Genomic DNA, 18,140 nt, shown 5'->3' on the forward strand with positions numbered 1-18,140 from the left:
GCGTCGTGTCGGCGCGGTGCGGCAGGATGGTCGGGTGAGCGCGACCGAGCAGCCAGCTGACACCGACGAGACGCCCGAGGGCCTCGTCCCCGACGAGATCCGCCACGAGTGGGCCGACCTCGCCGAGCAGGTGCGTGCCCACCAGTTCGCCTACCATGTGCGCGATGCGCCGACGGTCAGCGACGGCGAGTACGACGCCCTGATCAGGCGCCTCAACGAGATCGAGGACGCCCAGCCCTCGTTGCGGACGCCGGACAGCCCGACCCAGCAGGTCGGTGCGACCTACTCCACCGAGTTCACGCCCGTCGACCACGTCGAGCGGATGCTCAGCCTCGACAACGCGTTCAGCGCCGACGAGCTCGCAGCCTGGGCCGAGCGGGTCGAGCGCGAGGCAGGCGGCGCGACCGTCCACTTCCTGTGCGAGCTCAAGATCGACGGACTGGCCGTCAACCTTCTCTACGAGAAGGGCCGGCTCGTCCGCGCGGCGACCCGGGGTGACGGCCGCACGGGCGAGGACGTCACGCTCAACGTGCGCACCATCGAGGGCATCCCGCACCAGCTCAAGGGCGACGACATCCCCGACCTGGTCGAGGTGCGGGGTGAGGTGTTCTTCCCGGTCGAGGACTTCGAGGCCCTCAACGCCTCACTCGTCGAGCAGGGCAAGCCGCCGTTCGCCAACCCCCGCAACACCGCGGCCGGCTCGCTGCGCCAGAAGGACCCGCGCGTGACGGCCTCGCGCAACCTGCGCATGCTCGTCCACGGCATCGGTGCGCGCACGGGCTTCGACATCACCCGCCAGTCCCAGGCGTACGACCTGCTCAAGGGCTGGGGTCTGCCGACCTCGACCCATTCGGAGGTCGTCAAGGACATCGCGGCCGTCCAGCGCTACGTCGACCGCTTCGGCAAGGCCCGCCACTCCGTCGAGCACGAGCTCGACGGCGTCGTCGTCAAGGTCGACGAGGTGTCGGTGCAGCGGCAGCTCGGCTCGACCTCGCGGGCGCCGCGGTGGGCGATCGCGTTCAAGTACCCACCCGAGGAGGTCAACACCACGCTCCTCGACATCCGTGTCGACGTGGGTCGTACGGGCCGGGTCACGCCCTTCGGGGTGATGAAGCCGGTCAAGGTGGCGGGCTCCACCGTCGAGCGCGCGACGCTGCACAACGCGTTCGAGGTCGTCCGCAAGGGCGTGCTCATCGGCGACACCGTGGTGCTGCGCAAGGCCGGTGACGTGATCCCCGAGATCGTCGGCCCGGTCGCCGAGCTGCGCGACGGCTCCGAGCGCGCGTTCGAGATGCCCACGCAGTGCCCCTCGTGCGGCACACCCCTGGCGTACGAGCGTGAGGGTGACAAGGACATCCGCTGCCCCAACTCCCGCACCTGCCCTGCGCAGCTGCGTGAGCGGTTGTTCAGCCTGGCCGGGCGCGGCGCGTTCGACATCGAGGCGCTCGGATGGGAGGGCGCGACCGCGCTGCTCGACTCGGGCGTCCTCACCGACGAGTCGACGCTGTTCGACCTGACCACGGCCGACCTGGTCAAGGTCCCGATCTACACCCGCGCCGCCAAGAAGACCGACCCCGACGACGCGGTCGTCGACGGAAAGACGTTGTCCGCCAACGGTGCTCGCCTGATCGCCAACCTCGAGCAGGCCAAGTCCCAGCCGTTGTGGCGGGTCATCGTCGCGCTCTCGATCCGCCACGTCGGCCCCACAGCGGCGCGGGCGCTCGCCGCGGAGTTCGGCTCGATCGCGGCGCTGCGTGAGGCCGACGCCGAGCGCATCGCCAGCACGGACGGCGCCGGCCCGGTGATCGCCGACGCGGTCGTCGCCTGGTTCGGGGTCGACTGGCACGAGCAGATCGTGCAGCGGTGGGCCGCCGCCGGCGTACGCATGGAGGACGAGCGTGACGCGTCGGTCGAGCGCACCCTCGAGGGGCTGACGATCGTGGCGACCGGGTCGTTGGAGCAGTTCTCGCGCGATGAGATCAAGGAGGCGATCATCGCGCGCGGTGGCAAGGCCTCGGGCTCGGTCAGCAAGAAGACCGACTTCGTCGTCGTCGGCGCCAACGCCGGGAGCAAGGCCACCAAGGCCGAAGAGCTCGGGCTGCGCATCCTCGACGAGGACGGTTTCCGGACCTTGCTGGAGCAGGGCCCGACGGCGTTCGCCGAGCCCGACGCCGAGACCGAGGCGGGGGAGGAGCCGTCGTGACCGCAGAGCCGACCGGCGTCGTACCCCTGGACGACGTCCTGGTCCACGTCGACCGGGCGCTGCGCGGGATGGCCGCCACGCTCGCCGACCTGGGTGATGACCTCGCCAACCGCCGCCCTGACCTGCCCGGTGCCAACTCGGCGTACGTCATCGTGACGCACTGCCTCGGCGTCATGGAGTTCTGGGGAGGTCACGTGATCGCCGACCGGGCGATCACCCGAGACCGCGACGCCGAGTTCGTCGCGCACGGACCGGTCGCTGACCTGATCTCCCGAGTCCGGGTGCAACGCACACGCCTGGACGCCGACCTCGCCTCGTACGACGGTGCCGCGCCGCCGCGCGGGTCGCTCGACGGACGTCGTCGCGAGGGTGACGAGGAGTTCACCCGCACCCAGGGTGGTGTCCTGATGCACATCTACGAAGAGCTCGCCCAGCACCGCGGCCACCTCGACCTCACCGCAGACCTCGTTCGCAAGGAGCACCCATGAGCGCCCATGACGTCACGATCTACTGGCGACCCGGTTGCGGGTTCTGCCACACGCTGCGCTCGGTGCTCGGCCCCGATGCGAGCAAGGCGCAGTGGCGCAACATCTGGGAGGACCCCGAGGCCGCCGAGGTCGTCCGTGGTCTCAACCAGGGCAACGAGGTCGTGCCCACCGTGGTCATCGACGGCAAGGGCTACACCAACCCCGACCCGGGGTTCGTCCACGAGACCTTGCTGGAGTGAGCGCGCGCGCCGGTGACGGTGTGCGATAGTTCGCCGACCTCCGTGGTGGAGGCTTGCTGCTCGAGAAGGCTCGCCATGTCCGAGGACGTCACGACCCCACCCCCTCCCGTCCCGCCCGGACCGCCCGCTCCGGGCGCCACCTGGACGCCGGGGGCCACGCCGTACGCCGCTCCCGCGGCGCCCGCGTACGGCTCGACGCCGTCGTACGCCCCGACGTCGGCGTACGCGCCCGGCCCGACCTGGCCCGCCCCTCGCCCCTCCGGTGGCAGCAGCGCGGTCGGGGTGATCGCGCTCGTCCTGAGCGTCGTCGCACTGCTCGGCGTGCTGCTGCTCGGTGTGGTGGTCGCGACCGGTCCGTGGGGCTACACCGCGCTCGGCGACGGCGGCTACAGCGACTACGCGCCCGAGGACGACCCGGGCGTGACCGATGACCCGGCGATGCGCGGTACGGCCCCGGGCATGGTGGTCGGGCAGACCTACTCCGGCGACCGCCTCGCACTCGAGGTCGCGCGCGTCTACGAGAACATGATGATGTCGCCGGAGGGGTTCACCTGCGCGGACATCGACCTGGTCGAGTCGGGCGCGCGGAGCGCGTGCAGCGGGACGGTCGACGGTGACCAGGTCTCCGTGACGGCCGAGCTCGAGGACGGCGAGGGGCACTTCGTCCTGGTGGACGAGGACATCGACTTCAGCTGACAGCACGCCCGCACAGGAGCGGCGCCCGGCCGCGGGTCGAGGGCGAATAGACTGCCCCACATGTCCACGCTCTCCCGTGACGAGGTCGCCCACGTCGCCAGCCTTGCCCGTATCCAGCTCTCCGACGACGAGCTCGACCACCTCGCCGGCCAGCTGGACCAGATCGTGGAGTTCGTGGCGAGCGTCGGCGAGATCGCTGCCGACGACATCCCGCCGATGTCGCACCCGTTGCCCGTCACCAACGTGACCCGCCCCGACGAGGTGCGCCCGAGCCTCACCGCCGAGCAGGCCCTCTCGGGTGCGCCCGCCTCCGAGCTGCAGCGGTTCGAGGTGCCCCGCATCCTCGACGAAGACTGACTGCTGACGCGCTGCCCCACCCGAGCTCAGAAAGATTCACACGTTGACTGACATCACCCGGCTCACCGCTGCCGAGATCGCTGACCGGCTGGCCCGCAAGGAGATCAGCTCGGTCGAGGCGACCCAGGCTCACCTCGACCGCATCGCCGCCGTCGACGGCGACGTCCACGCGTTCCTGCACGTCGACCCCGAGGGTGCCCTGGCCGCCGCCCGGCAGGCCGACGAGCAGCGTGCTGCTGGCGAGTCACGCTCTGCGCTGGCAGGCGTCCCGATCGCCGTCAAGGACGTCGTCGCCACACAGGGGCAGCCGACCACCGCGGGCAGCAAGATGCTGCAGGGCTGGATCCCGCCGTACGACGCGACGCTGGTCACGCGGCTGCGCGCCGCCGGTCTGCCGATCCTCGGCAAGACCAACATGGACGAGTTCGCCATGGGGTCCTCGACCGAGCACTCCGCCTACGGCCCGAGCCACAACCCCTGGGACCTCGAGCGCACGCCCGGCGGCTCGGGTGGTGGTTCCTCCGCTGCGGTGGCCGCGTTCGAGGCGCCGCTGGCGATCGGCACCGACACCGGTGGTTCCATCCGCCAGCCCGCGTCGGTCACCGGCACCGTCGGCGCCAAGCCGACCTACGGTGGCGTGTCGCGCTACGGACTGATCGCCCTCGCGAGCTCGCTGGACCAGGCCGGTCCGTGCACCCGTTCGGTGCTCGACGCCGCCCTGCTGCACGAGGTCATCGGCGGCCACGACGTCATGGACTCGACCTCGATCGACGCCCCGGTGCCGCCGGTCGTCGACGCGGCGCGCAAGGCCGACGTCAAGGGGCTGCGCATCGGCGTCATCAAGGAGATCTCCGGCGAGGGCTTCCAGCCGGGCGTCCAGAAGCGCTTCGAGGAGTCGCTGCAGCTGCTGGTCGACCGGGGTGCCGAGGTCGTCGAGGTGTCGTGCCCGACGTTCGAGCAGGGCCTCGCCGCGTACTACCTCATCCTCCCGAGCGAGGCGTCCTCCAACCTCGCCAAGTTCGACGCGATGCGCTACGGCCTGCGGGTCAGCCCTGACGGCGTCGACAGCCCGAGCGCCGAGCAGGTCATGGCCGCCACGCGTGACGCGGGCTTCGGCGACGAGGTCAAGCGCCGCATCATCCTCGGCACCTACGCCCTGTCCAGCGGCTACTACGACGCCTACTACGGCCAGGCGCAGAAGGTCCGTACGCTCATCGCCCGCGACTTCGCCGCGGCGTTCGAGAAGGCCGACGTGCTGGTGTCGCCGACGGCGCCCACCACGGCGTTCAAGCTGGGCGACAAGCTGGACGACCCGATGGCGATGTACCTCAACGACGTCGCCACCATCCCTGCCAACCTCGCTGGTGTGCCGGGGCTGTCGCTGCCCAGCGGCCTGGCCGACGAGGACGGCCTGCCGGCCGGTTTCCAGATCCTCGCCCCTGCGGCCAAGGACCACCTGATGTACGGCGTCGGCGCGGCGCTCGAGGCTGCGCTGCTGGAGCAGTGGGGCGGGCCGCTCACCCCGCCCGAGCTGGCCGGCGACCACGTGAAGGAGATCGCGCGATGAGCGTTGCCACGACGGATGCGGTGCTGCCCTACGACGAGGTCCTCGCCAAGTACGACCCGGTGATGGGCCTGGAGGTCCACGTCGAGCTGGGCACCGCCACCAAGATGTTCTGCGGCTGCGCGACGACGTTCGGCGCCGAGCCCAACACCCAGACCTGTCCGGTGTGCCTGGGACTGCCGGGTGCGCTGCCCGTGGTCAACGCGGCCGCCGTCGAGTCGGCGATCCGCATCGGCCTCGCCCTCAACTGCCAGGTCGCCGAGTGGTGCCGCTTCGCGCGCAAGAACTACTTCTACCCGGACATGCCCAAGAACTTCCAGACGTCGCAGTACGACGAACCGATCGTGTTCGACGGCTACCTCGACGTCGAGCTCGACGACGGTGAGGTGTTCCGCGTCGACATCGAGCGGGCGCACATGGAGGAGGACACCGGCAAGTCGCTGCACGTCGGTGGCTCCACCGGTCGTATCCAGGGCGCCGACTACTCGTTGGTCGACTACAACCGCGCCGGCATCCCGCTCGTCGAGATCGTCACCCGACCGATCCGCGGCGCGGGGGAGCGGGCGCCCGAGGTGGCTCGGGCCTTCGTCGCGACGCTGCGCGACCTGCTCAAGGCGCTCGACGTCAGCGACGTCAAGATGGAGCAGGGCTCGATGCGCTGCGACGCCAACGTCTCGCTGATGCCCAAGGGCGCTGACCAGCTCGGCACCCGCACCGAGACCAAGAACGTCAACTCCCTGCGCTCGGTCGAGCGCGCGGTCCGCTACGAGATGTGCCGACACGCTGCGGTGCTCGAGGCCGGCGGCTCGATCCTGCAGGAGACGAGGCACTGGCACGAGGACACCGGCGTCACGACGTCGGGTCGTCCGAAGTCCGACGCCGACGACTACCGCTACTTCCCCGAGCCGGATCTGGTGCCGGTGGCGCCCAGCCGCGAGCTCGTCGACCAGCTGCGCGGCACGCTGCCCGAGCCGCCCGGGGAGCGCCGCAAGCGCCTCCAGTCCGCCTGGGGCTACAGCGATCTCGAGATGCGCGACGTCATGAACGCCGGTGCGGTCGAGATCATCGAGGAGACCGTGGCCGCAGGGGCGACACCGGCTGCGGCCCGCAAGTGGTGGACCGGCGAGCTGGCACGTCGGGCCAACGCCGAGGGCAAGGCCGTGTCCGACTTCAACGTCACCCCGGCGTACGTCGCCGAGCTGGACGGCATGGTCGCCTCGGGCCGCCTCAACGACTCGATGGCGCGTCAGGTCCTCGAGGGCGTCATCAACGGCGAGGGCGCACCCACCGCGGTCGCCGACGCGCGTGGCCTGGAGCTCGTCCAGGACGACGGCGCGCTCGAGTCGGCCGTCGACGAGGTCATCGCGGCCAACCCCGACGTCGCTGCCAAGGTGCGTGACGGCAAGGTCCAGGCCGCCGGCGCCCTCATCGGTCAGGTGATGAAGGCGATGAAGGGCCAGGCGGACGCGGCCAAGGTGCGTGAGCTGATCCTGCAGCGGCTCACCTGAGGATCCGCTGGGTCCGGTGGTCGCGGGGCTGACCCTTACGTAGGCTGGCCGCGTACGACGCGCTCACGGGGGCCACGGGTGTGAGCTCAGCGCGTCGCCGGACCACATGTGAGGGGACACCGCTGATGGGCGCGACATATCGAGGTCGACTGGTGGCTGCGGCAGCCGCGGTCGCCCTGCTGGGGCTCACGAGCGCCTGCGGCGGCGACAGCGACTCCGGGGCCGGCGACTGGTCGACGCAGGGGCAGGGCACGCTGCTGCCCAGCGCCGCCGCCACGCCCGACAAGAACGGTGTGGGCGTCAACGGTGCGACCCGCGAGCCGTCCTCGACCGACGGCGGATCGGCCGGTGACGGCTCGGACGGCTCCTCGGGCTCGGGCGCGAAGGACGGCGAGGGCACCTCACAGGCGGTGCCGACGCGGTTGGAGATGCCCACGATCGGCTTCGACGAGAACCTCATCTCTCGCGGGGTCAACTCCTCGGGCGAGATCAACCCGCCGGCCGGCGTACCCCAGTGGTACAACAAGTCGGTCAAGCCCGGTCAGGACGGCATCTCGGTGATCGCCGGGCACGTGATGTACGACGGACCCGACGTGTTCTACAAGCTCGACAAGCTCAGCGTCGGCGATGTCGTCACGGTGGAGTTCGGCGACGGCAAGAGCCGCACGTTCAAGGTCTACGCCGAGGAGTCGGTCGACAAGCGCAAGCTGCAGACCGACCCGAGGGTGTGGGGTTCATCGAGCAAGCCGGTCCTGGCTCTGATCACCTGTGACGCCGGTTCGCGCGTCGTCGGCAACCACCACGTGTCCAACTACGTCGTGTGGGCCAGCCCGGTCTGAGTCAGTAGGTGCGGGTGACCATGCCGGTGGTCCCGCCCTGGACCAAGGGGTCGGCCTCGGCGGCGGTCAGCAACGGCCACCTGCCAAGGCGTCGCCCGTTGCCGTCGTACGTCTCGACGGTGACTCGCATGGGATCGGTGAACCACCCGGTGGCCGCGAGCTGCCCGCGGAACACCCCGTCCCCGATGCGGTCGAGCGAGACCTGGCCGCCGTTCTGCCCGGTGAAGCGCACGCGTGCTGCGCCTGGTGCGATCAGGACGACGGGTTGACGACTGCCCGTCTCCGACTCCTCGGTCGCCACCATGGGCCGGCCACGCCACCGGCGGGCATCGGTCGGTGCACCGGTGACCGACTGGGTGGTGCTGTTGCCCCGGTTGTTGTCGGGCTCGACGCGGCCGCTGCGAAACACCGTGCCGTCCGGACGCTGCATGACGACCGTGGTCGCGGTCCAGCCGACCTCCAGCATGGTCGGGCTGGGTCCCGGGATGCGGTTCTGACCCGGCGCCGGGAACGGGAACGGACGTTGTGCTGGCGCACGGTAGTGGGTGGTGCGTCGGTCCAGGACGGTGACCTGTGACGGTGCCAGGCGCTGGTCGGACGCGAACTGCCTCACGAGGTCTGTGGCGACGTCGCCCACAGGGGCGGGCGTCCCGGGCCCGCCGGGCGGGGTGACCCACGCGGTGGTCGCCATGACGCTCTCACCGGTTTCGGCACGCACGACGGTCGAGTCGGGTCCGGTGGCGGGCAGGGACGCGGTCGCGACACCGTGGTCGAAGCGCAGCGGCGTCCAGGTGCGGGTGGCCGTGCCGTCGAGGTGGTAGATCGGGCCGGCCGAGACGCGGGTGGGCACCTGCCCGTCAGGACCGAGGACCAGCAGGTCGCCGGGCCGCGATGTCGGGCGGTGCGCGATGGCGATCAGGGCTGAGCTGGACCCGTTGCCGACGGCCGGTGTCAGCGAGGCCATCGGGGCTCCGCGTGGGCCGACGAAGGCGATGGTGGCGACGACCTTCTCCTCACCGCCCGTGCCGGCGAGGTCCGGGGTGTAACCGATCACGAAACGGCTGCTCCCGACATCCCCGGCGAAGACGAAGCGATCGATGAAGACCGGGTCCTGCGCCGGGTCGACACCGGCGAGCTCCCGCAGACGGGCGGGGTTGCGCAGCGACTCGAGCAGATCCGGTCGTCCCGCCAGCGAACCTCGCAACGGCCAACGGGTGAGGTCGCCGCTGCGCGGGTCCAGCGGTGGAGGCGCGGTGGCCGTCGTCCCGGACGCGGCTGCGGTTGCGGTTGATCGGGCTGCTGGGTGACGGCGACAGCGACGACGCCGACAGCAACGGCGGTCACGGCGGCGACCACGACGACGTTGACTCGACGACGCCGTCTGCGGCTGCGCCGGATCGCGAGATCTGTTGTGCTCCAGGGATTTTCGTCGGCGACGCTCTGGGCAGCCTCCGAGCGAACCGCGTCTCGCAGCTCGGCCTCGACTCGGGCGCGACCCCACGAGTCCGGCCCGTCGACGGCGACGACGTCGAGTGCCGAGTCGATGCGTCGGGCGACCTGGTCGCCGGACTCGCCTGTGGCACGGGCGATCTCGTCGTCGGTGAGGTCGTCGACGCAGCGCAGGCCGAGAGCGATGCGCGACTCGATGTCGAGTCCGCGGTACGCCGTGAGCAGGCGCCTGCGTGTGCGCGCCGTCTCGTCCTCGAACGGGTCTGCAGGTGAGTCCTCGTCTGGTGCGGCCTCGACCTGAGTGCCGGGTCGCAGCAGGGAGACGAGGTGTCGGAGCCCCGCGTCCGTGGGCGCCGACTCGACGTCGTCCCAGCGCTCGTCCAGATGGATGAACGTCGCGAGAACGGCTGCGCGAGAGCGGTGCTCGTCCGCGGTCACGGTGACGGCGAGGTCGTACCACCGCTGCCAACGGGCCTCGACCAGGCCGCGGAACGCCTGCTCGGCGCCCTCACGTGAGCTCATGGTGCCCAGTCCATCACGAGACCGGCGTGGACGTGGTCATGATCGGAGCGCGTCGGCGGTCATCACGATCACGCGGTCGTCGTGCTCTCCGGGGGAGCCTCGGAAGGTGTTGCTCGTGATCACCCAGAGCCGACCGTCCGGCCCGACGGCGACCGTCCTGATGCGGCCGAGGTCGTCCTCGAGCAGCCGTTCGGGCTCGCCTGCCGTGCCGTTCGTCAGCGGGACCCGCCACAGTGAGCGGCCGGCGAGTGCGGCGACGTACGCCGCCCCGTCCCGCCCGATCGCGAGGCCACTCGGCGACGCGTCCGAGGTGGGCCACTGCACGAGCGGGTCGACGTACGCCGGGTCGCCGCCCTTGCCCTCGACCTGCGGCCATCCGTAGTTGCCGCCCTTGCGGATGAGGTTGAGCTCGTCCCAGGTGTTCTGCCCGAACTCGCTCGCGTACATCCGCCCTGCGGCGTCCCAGGCGAGGCCCTGCACGTTGCGATGCCCGCGGCTCCACACCGGTGAGCCCGCGACGGGGTTGTCGGCGGGGGCACGTCCGTCCTGGTCGACGCGCAGGATCTTGCCTCCGAGTGAGCCGAGGTCCTGGGACCTGCTGGTCTCGCCGGCATCGCCGGTGCCGATGTAGAGACGCCGGTCCGGTCCGAACGCCAGCCTTCCGCCGTCGTGAAAGCTCGCCCGTGGAATGCCCGACACCACGACCTTGTCCGGCTGCAGTCGTCCGTCGACGAGCGTGAAGCGCTCGACCCTGTTGTCGGAGTCGGTCGTGTAGTAGACGAATACCCTTCTGTCAGAAGCAAACTCGGGCGACACGGCGATGCCGAGCAGACCGGCCTCGCCGTCGGGTGTGACGCCCTCGACCGACCCGACGGTGACGGGGGAGGAGCCGGGGCGTACCTGAAGTACCTCGGCCTTGTCACGCAGCGTGACGAGCGCGCTCCCGTCGGGCAGGAAGGCCAGGCCCCACGGGACCTCCAGGTCCTGAGCGACCGTGACGCGCGCGGCGGGCGCGGCGGGCGCGGCGGGCGCGGCTCCGGACGGCGCCGACGGCGCCGACGACGCCGCGGAGGCGCCGGCCGACGACCCGGTTCGCGCGCCGCGCGGCTCGGCGTCCGTGCACGCCGTGGTGAGGAGGACGAGAGCGAGGCCGCCGAAGGCGGTACGGAGCACGAGACGGGCCATGTCTCATGATGCCGGGCCGACGGCGCCCGCGGCACGCCTCGCGCGTACGTTGCCTGTCATGGCCGTTGTCTCCCTGCCCGACCAGCACTGGATCGCCGAGCTCGACGACGTCTCGGGCGTCGAGCTCGTCCACTGGGACCTCAAAGGTCCGCCGCCGCGCGCCGACATCGGCCTGGTCGTGCCGCCCTACATGGGCAACCCTGATCGCCTCAGCCGGCTCTCCGAGCTGCCCGGCCTCCAGGTCGTCCAGCTGGTGACGGCGGGGTACGAGCACGCCGTCCCGCACCTGCCGCCCGGCGTCGTGCTCGCCAACGGCGCAGGCATCCACGACACCTCGACCGCAGAGCTGGCCCTGGCTCTCACGCTGGCTTCGCAGCGCAGGCTGCCCGACTTCGTCCGTGCGCAGGAGAGAGGGGAGTGGTTGCGTGCTGCGGGCGCTCCGTCGCTCGCCGACCGGCGGGTCCTGCTCGTCGGCTACGGCTCGGTCGGGCGCTCGATCGTGAGCAGGCTCAACGCTTTCGAGGCGCAGGTCACGGCCGTCGCGTCGCGCGCACGTGCGGGTGACGACCTCGTGGAGCGGGTGCACGGCGTCGACGAGCTTCCCGGCCTGCTGCCGGACGCCGAGATCGTCGTCCTCATCGTCCCGCTGACCGACAGCACCCGCGGGCTCGTCGACGCCGAGTTCCTCGCAGCCCTGCCTGACGACGCCCTGGTGGTCAACGTCGCGCGCGGGGGCGTGGTCGACACCGATGCGCTGCTCGCGGAGTGCGAGAGCGGGCGGCTGCGCGCGGCGCTGGACGTCACCGACCCCGAGCCGCTGCCCACCGACCACCCGCTGTGGCGGGCACCGGGGGTCCTCATCAGCCCGCACGTCGGCGGCGCGAGCACGGCGTTCGAGCCGCGTGCCCTGCGGTTCCTGCGGCGCGAGCTCGCGGCGTACGCCGACGGGAGCGGCGTCCACCATGTCGTGCACCGTGCCTGACATGCTGAGCACATGAACGACGCCACGCATCGTCAGCTGGTGCTGCTGCGCCACGCCAAGGCCGAGGACCCCGAGGGCAAGGTCGACCACGAGCGCTCGCTCACCGAGCGCGGCCACGCCGACGCTGCCGCGGCCGGCCAGTGGCTTCGTGAGCAGGGCATCGCTCCCGATCTGGTGCTGTGCAGCACGTCGGCGCGCACCCGCGAGACATGGGCCGCCGTCGTCGAGGCGAGCCGGCTGGGCACCGTGGTCGAGCACGAGCCGCGCATCTACAACGCCCCGCCCGAGCGGCTGCTGGACGTCGTGCGTGAGGCGGACGCCGACGCGATCACGCTGGTCGTGGTCGGTCACGCGCCCGGCATCCCCGGCCTGGCCGTCGAGCTCGCTGACGGCGAGGCCGACGACGCGGTCGAGCAGCGCCTCGCCGAGGGCTACCCGACCGCGACGATCGCCGTACTGGACGTCGACACCGACTGGGCCGACCTCGCTCCCGGGGCGGCCAGGCTGCGCGCCGTGCACACCGCGCGCGGCTGAATATCCGGACGGTTCACATCTCGGGACTGGCGTCCCATCAGGCGGACAGTCGTCCTACGATCTGGGCATGACGCAGACGCCCGATCTCAAGCCCCGCAGCCGCGACGTCACCGACGGTCTGGAGAAGACCGCCGCGCGAGGGATGCTTCGAGCGGTAGGCCTCGGCGACGACGACTTCGCCAAGCCGCAGATCGGTGTCGCGAGCTCCTGGAACGAGATCACCCCCTGCAACCTGTCGCTCGACCGGCTCGCCAAGGCGGTCAAGGACGGAGTCCACGCCGGTGGGGGATACCCGCTGGAGTTCGGCACGATCTCGGTCAGCGACGGCATCTCGATGGGCCACGAGGGCATGCACTTCTCGCTGGTCTCCCGCGAGATCATCGCCGACTCCGTCGAGACCGTCATGAGCGCCGAAAGGCTCGACGGCTCAGTGCTTCTCGCGGGTTGCGACAAGTCGCTGCCGGGCATGTTGATGGCCGCGGCGCGCCTCGACCTCGCGTCGGTGTTCCTGTACGCCGGCTCGATCCTCCCCGGCATCGCCAAGCTCTCCGACGGCTCCGAGCGCGAGGTGACGATCATCGACGCGTTCGAGGCCGTCGGTGCCTGCGCGGCCGGCCGGATGAGCCGCCAGGACGTCGACGCGATCGAGCGCGCGATCTGCCCCGGCGAGGGTGCGTGCGGCGGGTTCTACACAGCCAACACCATGGCCGCGGTGTCCGAGGCGATCGGCATGTCCCTCCCGGGCTCGGCCGCACCGCCCGCCACTGACCGTCGTCGCGACGGCTATGCCCGCAAGTCCGGTGAGGCCGTCATCGGCATGCTGCGCCAGGGCATCACCGCCCGGCAGATCATGACCAAGGAGGCGTTCGAGAACGCCATCGCCGTCGTGATGGCGTTCGGTGGCTCGACCAACGCGGTCCTGCACCTGCTCGCGATCGCCCACGAGGCCGACGTCGACCTGTCGATCGACGACTTCCAGCGCATCGGCAAGAAGGTCCCGCACCTGGCCGACGTCAAGCCGTTCGGGGCGTTCGTGATGAAGGACATCGACCACGTGGGCGGCATCCCGGTCGCCATGAAGGCGCTGCTCGACGCCGGCCTCCTGCACGGCGACTGCCTCACGGTCACCGGCAAGACCGTCGCCGAGAACCTCGCCGACATCGCGCCGCCCGACCTCGACGGCAAGGTGCTGCGCGCCATGAACAACCCGATCCACGCGACGGGCGGCCTGACGATCCTCAAGGGCTCGCTCGCCCCGGAGGGCGCGGTCGTGAAGTCCGCGGGCTTCGACAGCGACGTGTTCGAGGGCAGCGCACGGGTCTTCGACGGTGAGCGCGCGGCGATGGACGCGGTGTCCGAGGGCTCGCTCAAGCCCAACGACGTCGTCGTCATCCGCTACGAGGGCCCCAAGGGCGGCCCCGGCATGCGCGAGATGCTCGCGGTCACGGGCGCCATCAAGGGCGCCGGCCTGGGCAAGGACGTGCTGCTGCTCACCGACGGGCGTTTCTCCGGCGGGACGACTGGTCTGTGCGTCGGCCACGTCGCGCCCGAGGCCGTCGACGAGGGACCGATCGCGTTCGTCCAGGACGGTGACACGATCCGCCTCGACGTCGCCGCCGGCACCCTCGACCTGCTGATCGACGACGACGAGCTGCAGCGGCGGCGTACGGCAGGTGTCACGGCGCCTGAGCCGAAGTACACCCGCGGCGTGCTCGCGAAGTACCGCCGTCTGGTCGGCAGCGCCAGCAACGGCGCCGTCTGCGACTGACCCACCTTGCGAAGAATGACTGCCCGGCACTCCATGCAGTGCCGGGCAGTCATTTCTCGTTCTCGCGGCGTCTCGCGATACGGGATGGCTTTCTCATCCGTTGACACGGTCCGGGCGCTCGGGGCACGCTGTGGGCGTGGCACGAATTCTCGTACTTCCCAGGCGCGCCTGCTGACTCTGCTCAGCTCGCGCGCTCACCCTCAATGCCCTCCGGGCTGAGGGTTTTTTTGTGCCCGAACACCTCAGAACCACAACCGAAAGCGGTGACCGACCGTGAGTGAGACGACGACAGCTGCGCCAGCGGCGTCGCGCCCGCCGACGCCGGCCGACATGGCAGCGCGTCCCAGCAACCAGCCCCGCACCGTCACCGGTGCGCAGAGCCTGGTACTCGCGCTCGAGGCGCTCGAGGTCGGCACGGTCTTCGGCATCCCGGGTGGCGCGATCCTCCCGGCGTACGACCCGCTGCTGGACTCCGTGAGCGTCCGCCACGTGCTCGTCCGCCACGAGCAGGGCGCGGGCCACGCGGCCACCGGGTACGCCGCGGCCACCGGCAAGGTCGGCGTCTGCATGGCGACCAGCGGGCCGGGTGCGACCAACCTGGTGACGCCGCTCGCCGACGCCTACATGGACTCGATCCCGATCGTCGCGATCACCGGACAGGTCAACTCGCGCACCATCGGGACGGATGCCTTCCAGGAGGCCGACATCCGCGGCATCACGATGCCGATCACCAAGCACAACTACCTCGTCACCGACCCGGCCGAGATCCCGCGCGCCGTCGCCGAGGCGTTCCACGTCGCGTCCACGGGCCGGCCCGGACCGGTGCTCGTCGACATCACCAAGGACGCGCTGACCGCGACGACCATGTTCGCGTGGCCGCCCACCGTCGACCTGCCGGGCTACCGGCCGGTGACGCGCCCCCACCAGAAGCAGATCAAGGCCGCGGCGGCGCTGATCCGCGAGGCCAAGAACCCCGTCCTGTACGTCGGTGGCGGCGTCGTGCGCGCCGAGGCCAGTGACGTGCTGCGCGAGCTCGTCGACGTGGCGCAGATCCCGGTCGTCACGACTCTGATGGCACGCGGCGCCGTGCCCGACAGCCACGAGCTGCACCTGGGCATGCCCGGTATGCACGGGTCGGTCGCCGCCGTGACCGCGCTGCAGAAGTCTGACCTGCTCATCGCCCTCGGCACCCGCTTCGACGACCGCGTCACCGGCGAGCTGTCGTCGTTCGCCCCGCTGGCGAAGGTGATCCACGCGGACATCGACCCGGCCGAGATCTCCAAGAACCGCGTCGCCGACGTGCCGATCGTCGGCGACTGCCAGGAGGTCATCACCGAGCTGGTGGCGGCCGTGCGCGCCGACATCGATGCGGGCGAGGGCGGCGACTACAGCGCGTGGCGCTCCACGACGGCCGGCTGGAAGAAGACCTTCCCCCTCGGTTACACCCCGCCCGAGGACGCGACCGCGATCGCACCGCAGTACGTCATCGAGCGCATCGGCGAGCTGACCGGCCCCGACGCCACCTATGTCGCGGGCGTCGGCCAGCACCAGATGTGGGCCGCGCAGTTCGTGCAGTACGAGCGGCCCAACGCCTGGCTCAACTCCGGCGGTCTCGGCACCATGGGCTACTCCGTGCCGGCGGCGATGGGCGCCAAGGCGGCCGAGCCGGACCGTGTCGTGTGGGCGATCGACGGCGACGGCTGCTTCCAGATGACCAACCAGGAGCTCGCGACCTGCGTCATCAACGACATCCCGATCAAGGTCGCGATCATCAACAACTCCAGCCTCGGCATGGTGCGGCAGTGGCAGTCGCTGTTCTACAACGAGCGCTACTCCAACACCGACCTGCACACCTCGCACGAGGGTCGACGCATCCCCGACTTCGTCAAGCTCGCAGACGCGTACGGCTGTGTGGGCCTGCGCTGCGAGAGCCCTGACGACGTCGACGACGTCATCAAGAAGGCCCTGGAGATCAACGACCGTCCCGTCGTCATCGACTTCGTCGTCGAGCGCGACGCGATGGTGTGGCCGATGGTGCCGGCAGGCGTCAGCAACGACCAGGTCACGATCGCCCGCGCCATGACCCCGGTGTGGGACCGCGAGGACGACGAGGCGTCCGACGAGACGAGCGAGGAGAGCCAGGCATGAGCTCGCACACCCTGTCCGTGCTGGTCGAGAACAAGCCCGGTGTGCTCGCGCGCATCTCGGGTCTGATCTCACGGCGTGGCTTCAACATCGACTCGCTCGCCGTCGGCCCGACCGAGCACCCCGAGATCTCACGGATGACGATCGTGGTCGACGTCGAGTCGATCGCGCTTGAGCAGGTGACCAAGCAGCTCAACAAGCTGGTCGAGGTGCTCAAGGTCGTCGAGCTCGAGGGTGACGCCTCGGTCCAGCGCGAGGTGCTGCTCATCAAGGTGCGCTGCGACGCCGCCGCGCGTGCTCAGGTCCTCCAGCTCGTCGAGGTGTTCCGGGCCAACGTCATCGACCTGGCGCCCGACTCGGTCATCATCCAGACCACCGGTCACCGCGACAAGGTCAACGCCTTCCTCGCGGCGCTGGAGCCGTACGGCGTGCGCGAGCTCGTGCAGTCCGGCGTGATCGCCATGGGCCGCGGCCCGCGCTCGATCACCGACCGTGCCCTGCGTTCGGCCTGAATCCCTCTATCTCACAATGCTTTCCGCATACAGCAAGACAACACACAAGGAGTTCCACCGTGGCTGACATGTTCTACGACGACGACGCCGACCTGTCGATCATCCAGGGCCGCAAGGTTGCCATCATCGGCTACGGCAGCCAGGGGCACGCGCACGCGCTCAACCTGCGTGACTCGGGTGTCGACGTCCGCGTCGGCCTCAAGGAGGGCTCAAAGTCGCGCGCCAAGGCCGAGGCCGAGGGCCTGCGCGTCGTCACCGTCGCCGAGGCCGTCCAGGAGTCCGACCTGGTCATGATCCTCACGCCCGACCAGGTGCAGCGCACGGTCTACGCCGAGGAGATCCAGCCCCACCTCAAGCCCGGCAACGCGCTGTTCTTCAGCCACGGCTTCAACATCCGCTACGGCTACATCACCGCGCCCGAGGGCGTCGACGTGGCCATGGTCGCGCCGAAGGGCCCGGGCCACCTCGTGCGTCGCGAGTACGTCGACGGTCGCGGCGTGCCCGTGCTCGTCGCCGTCGAGGTCGACGCGTCCGGCAAGGCGTTCGACCTCGCCAAGTCCTACGCCAAGGGCATCGGCGGCCTGCGTGCCGGCGGTATCCAGACCACCTTCAAGGAGGAGACCGAGACCGACCTGTTCGGTGAGCAGTCGGTCCTGTGCGGTGGTGCCTCGCAGCTGATCCAGTACGGCTTCGAGACCCTCACCGAGGCGGGCTACCAGCCCGAGGTCGCCTACTTCGAGTGCCTGCACGAGCTCAAGCTCATCGTCGACCTGATGGTCGAGGGCGGCATCGCCAAGCAGCGCTGGTCGATCTCGGACACCGCTGAGTACGGCGACTACGTCTCCGGCCCGCGCGTCATCGACGAGCACGTCAAGCACAACATGAAGGCTGTCCTGAAGGACATCCAGGACGGCACGTTCGCCAAGCGCTTCATCGACGACCAGGACGCCGGTGCGCCGGAGTTCAAGGCGTTCCGCGAGAAGGCCGCCCAGCACCCGATCGAGACCACCGGCAAGGAGCTGCGTGGCCTCATGAGCTGGATCAAGGACGGCGCCAACGACGCCGACTACGTCGAGGGCTCCTCGGCTCGCTGAGACCCACGACACGTACGCCGGCCGGCCGCTTCCCGCAAGGGAGGCGGCCGGCCGT

17 protein-coding genes are annotated in these 18,140 nt (G+C 70.5%); 14 read left to right on the top strand and 3 right to left on the bottom strand.

The genetic code is table 11. The features are described from left to right. Positions 1-34 precede the first annotated feature (34 nt). The 8 genes from ligA (at position 35) to VV01_RS05090 (ending at position 7,894) form a co-directional block, all read left to right on the top strand. Positions 35-2,203 carry an NAD-dependent DNA ligase LigA gene (gene ligA, locus VV01_RS05055; RefSeq protein ID WP_050668938.1) on the top strand — a complete coding sequence of 723 codons (2,169 nt, stop codon included), beginning with the start codon at positions 35-37 and terminating at the stop codon, positions 2,201-2,203. Further along, on the top strand, positions 2,200-2,691 hold the full coding sequence (locus VV01_RS05060) for a mycothiol transferase (protein ID WP_071606296.1): 492 nt from the start codon (positions 2,200-2,202) through the stop codon (positions 2,689-2,691). The genes ligA and VV01_RS05060 overlap by 4 nt, the downstream gene beginning before the upstream one ends. Further along, the gene (locus VV01_RS05065; protein ID WP_050668939.1) at positions 2,688-2,930 is read left to right on the top strand and encodes a glutaredoxin domain-containing protein; all 243 of its coding nucleotides are present in this window, start codon (positions 2,688-2,690) and stop codon (positions 2,928-2,930) included. Before VV01_RS05060 ends, VV01_RS05065 begins: the two co-directional genes overlap by 4 nt. 75 nt (positions 2,931-3,005) lie before the next feature. Continuing rightward, positions 3,006-3,626 carry a hypothetical protein gene (locus VV01_RS05070; protein ID WP_050668940.1) on the top strand — a complete coding sequence of 207 codons (621 nt, stop codon included), beginning with the start codon at positions 3,006-3,008 and terminating at the stop codon, positions 3,624-3,626. A 60-nt stretch (positions 3,627-3,686) separates the two neighbouring features. Further along, entirely contained in the window at positions 3,687-3,983 is a 297-nt protein-coding gene (gene gatC / locus VV01_RS05075) for an Asp-tRNA(Asn)/Glu-tRNA(Gln) amidotransferase subunit GatC (protein WP_050668941.1), read from the top strand. A gap of 43 nt (positions 3,984-4,026) precedes the next feature. Beyond that, positions 4,027-5,550: an Asp-tRNA(Asn)/Glu-tRNA(Gln) amidotransferase subunit GatA gene (gatA, locus tag VV01_RS05080; RefSeq protein WP_050668942.1), complete on the top strand. Its 1,524-nt coding sequence runs from the start codon at positions 4,027-4,029 to the stop codon at positions 5,548-5,550. Continuing rightward, complete coding sequence (gatB, locus tag VV01_RS05085; protein ID WP_050668943.1) at positions 5,547-7,055, top strand: Asp-tRNA(Asn)/Glu-tRNA(Gln) amidotransferase subunit GatB; 1,509 nt, start codon at positions 5,547-5,549, stop codon at positions 7,053-7,055. The genes gatA and gatB overlap by 4 nt, the downstream gene beginning before the upstream one ends. A gap of 152 nt (positions 7,056-7,207) precedes the next feature. After that, positions 7,208-7,894, top strand: a complete 687-nt coding sequence (locus VV01_RS05090) for a class F sortase (protein ID WP_231635160.1) — start codon at positions 7,208-7,210, stop codon at positions 7,892-7,894. Position 7,895: 1 nt separating this feature from the next. On the opposite strand, the gene VV01_RS05095 is transcribed toward VV01_RS05090, so the two are convergent. The 3 genes from VV01_RS05095 to VV01_RS05110 are packed head-to-tail and all read right to left on the bottom strand — an operon-like array spanning position 7,896 to position 11,038. Next, positions 7,896-8,948: a hypothetical protein gene (locus VV01_RS05095; protein WP_157508743.1), complete on the bottom strand. Its 1,053-nt coding sequence runs from the start codon at positions 8,946-8,948 to the stop codon at positions 7,896-7,898. Next, positions 8,945-9,865 carry an RNA polymerase sigma factor gene (locus VV01_RS23215; RefSeq protein WP_157508744.1) on the bottom strand — a complete coding sequence of 307 codons (921 nt, stop codon included), beginning with the start codon at positions 9,863-9,865 and terminating at the stop codon, positions 8,945-8,947. Before VV01_RS23215 ends, VV01_RS05095 begins: the two co-directional genes overlap by 4 nt. A 36-nt stretch (positions 9,866-9,901) precedes the next feature. Next, positions 9,902-11,038, bottom strand: coding sequence for a PQQ-dependent sugar dehydrogenase (locus VV01_RS05110; protein WP_231635161.1), 1,137 nt, complete (start codon positions 11,036-11,038; stop codon positions 9,902-9,904). A 70-nt stretch (positions 11,039-11,108) separates the two neighbouring features. Here VV01_RS05110 and VV01_RS05115 point away from each other — a divergent pair, with 70 nt between their 5' ends. From VV01_RS05115 to ilvC, 6 genes are all read left to right on the top strand, one after another. Next, complete coding sequence (locus VV01_RS05115; protein ID WP_050668948.1) at positions 11,109-12,032, top strand: 2-hydroxyacid dehydrogenase; 924 nt, start codon at positions 11,109-11,111, stop codon at positions 12,030-12,032. Between the two features lie 12 nt (positions 12,033-12,044). Beyond that, a complete protein-coding gene (locus VV01_RS05120) occupies positions 12,045-12,566 on the top strand; it encodes a SixA phosphatase family protein (protein WP_050668949.1) in 522 nt (173 codons plus the stop codon). Between the two features lie 67 nt (positions 12,567-12,633). Next, entirely contained in the window at positions 12,634-14,334 is a 1,701-nt protein-coding gene (gene ilvD, locus VV01_RS05125) for a dihydroxy-acid dehydratase (protein ID WP_050668950.1), read from the top strand. A gap of 330 nt (positions 14,335-14,664) precedes the next feature. Continuing rightward, positions 14,665-16,482, top strand: coding sequence for an acetolactate synthase large subunit (locus VV01_RS05130; protein WP_157508745.1), 1,818 nt, complete (start codon positions 14,665-14,667; stop codon positions 16,480-16,482). Beyond that, on the top strand, positions 16,479-16,991 hold the full coding sequence (gene ilvN, locus VV01_RS05135; protein ID WP_050668952.1) for an acetolactate synthase small subunit: 513 nt from the start codon (positions 16,479-16,481) through the stop codon (positions 16,989-16,991). The genes VV01_RS05130 and ilvN overlap by 4 nt, the downstream gene beginning before the upstream one ends. Positions 16,992-17,050: 59 nt before the next feature. Next, a complete protein-coding gene (gene ilvC / locus VV01_RS05140) occupies positions 17,051-18,085 on the top strand; it encodes a ketol-acid reductoisomerase (protein ID WP_050668953.1) in 1,035 nt (344 codons plus the stop codon). Positions 18,086-18,140: the final 55 nt, after the last annotated feature.

The organism is Luteipulveratus halotolerans (genome assembly GCF_001247745.1).
GTDB classification, from domain to species: Bacteria; Actinomycetota; Actinomycetes; order Actinomycetales; family Dermatophilaceae; genus Luteipulveratus; species Luteipulveratus halotolerans.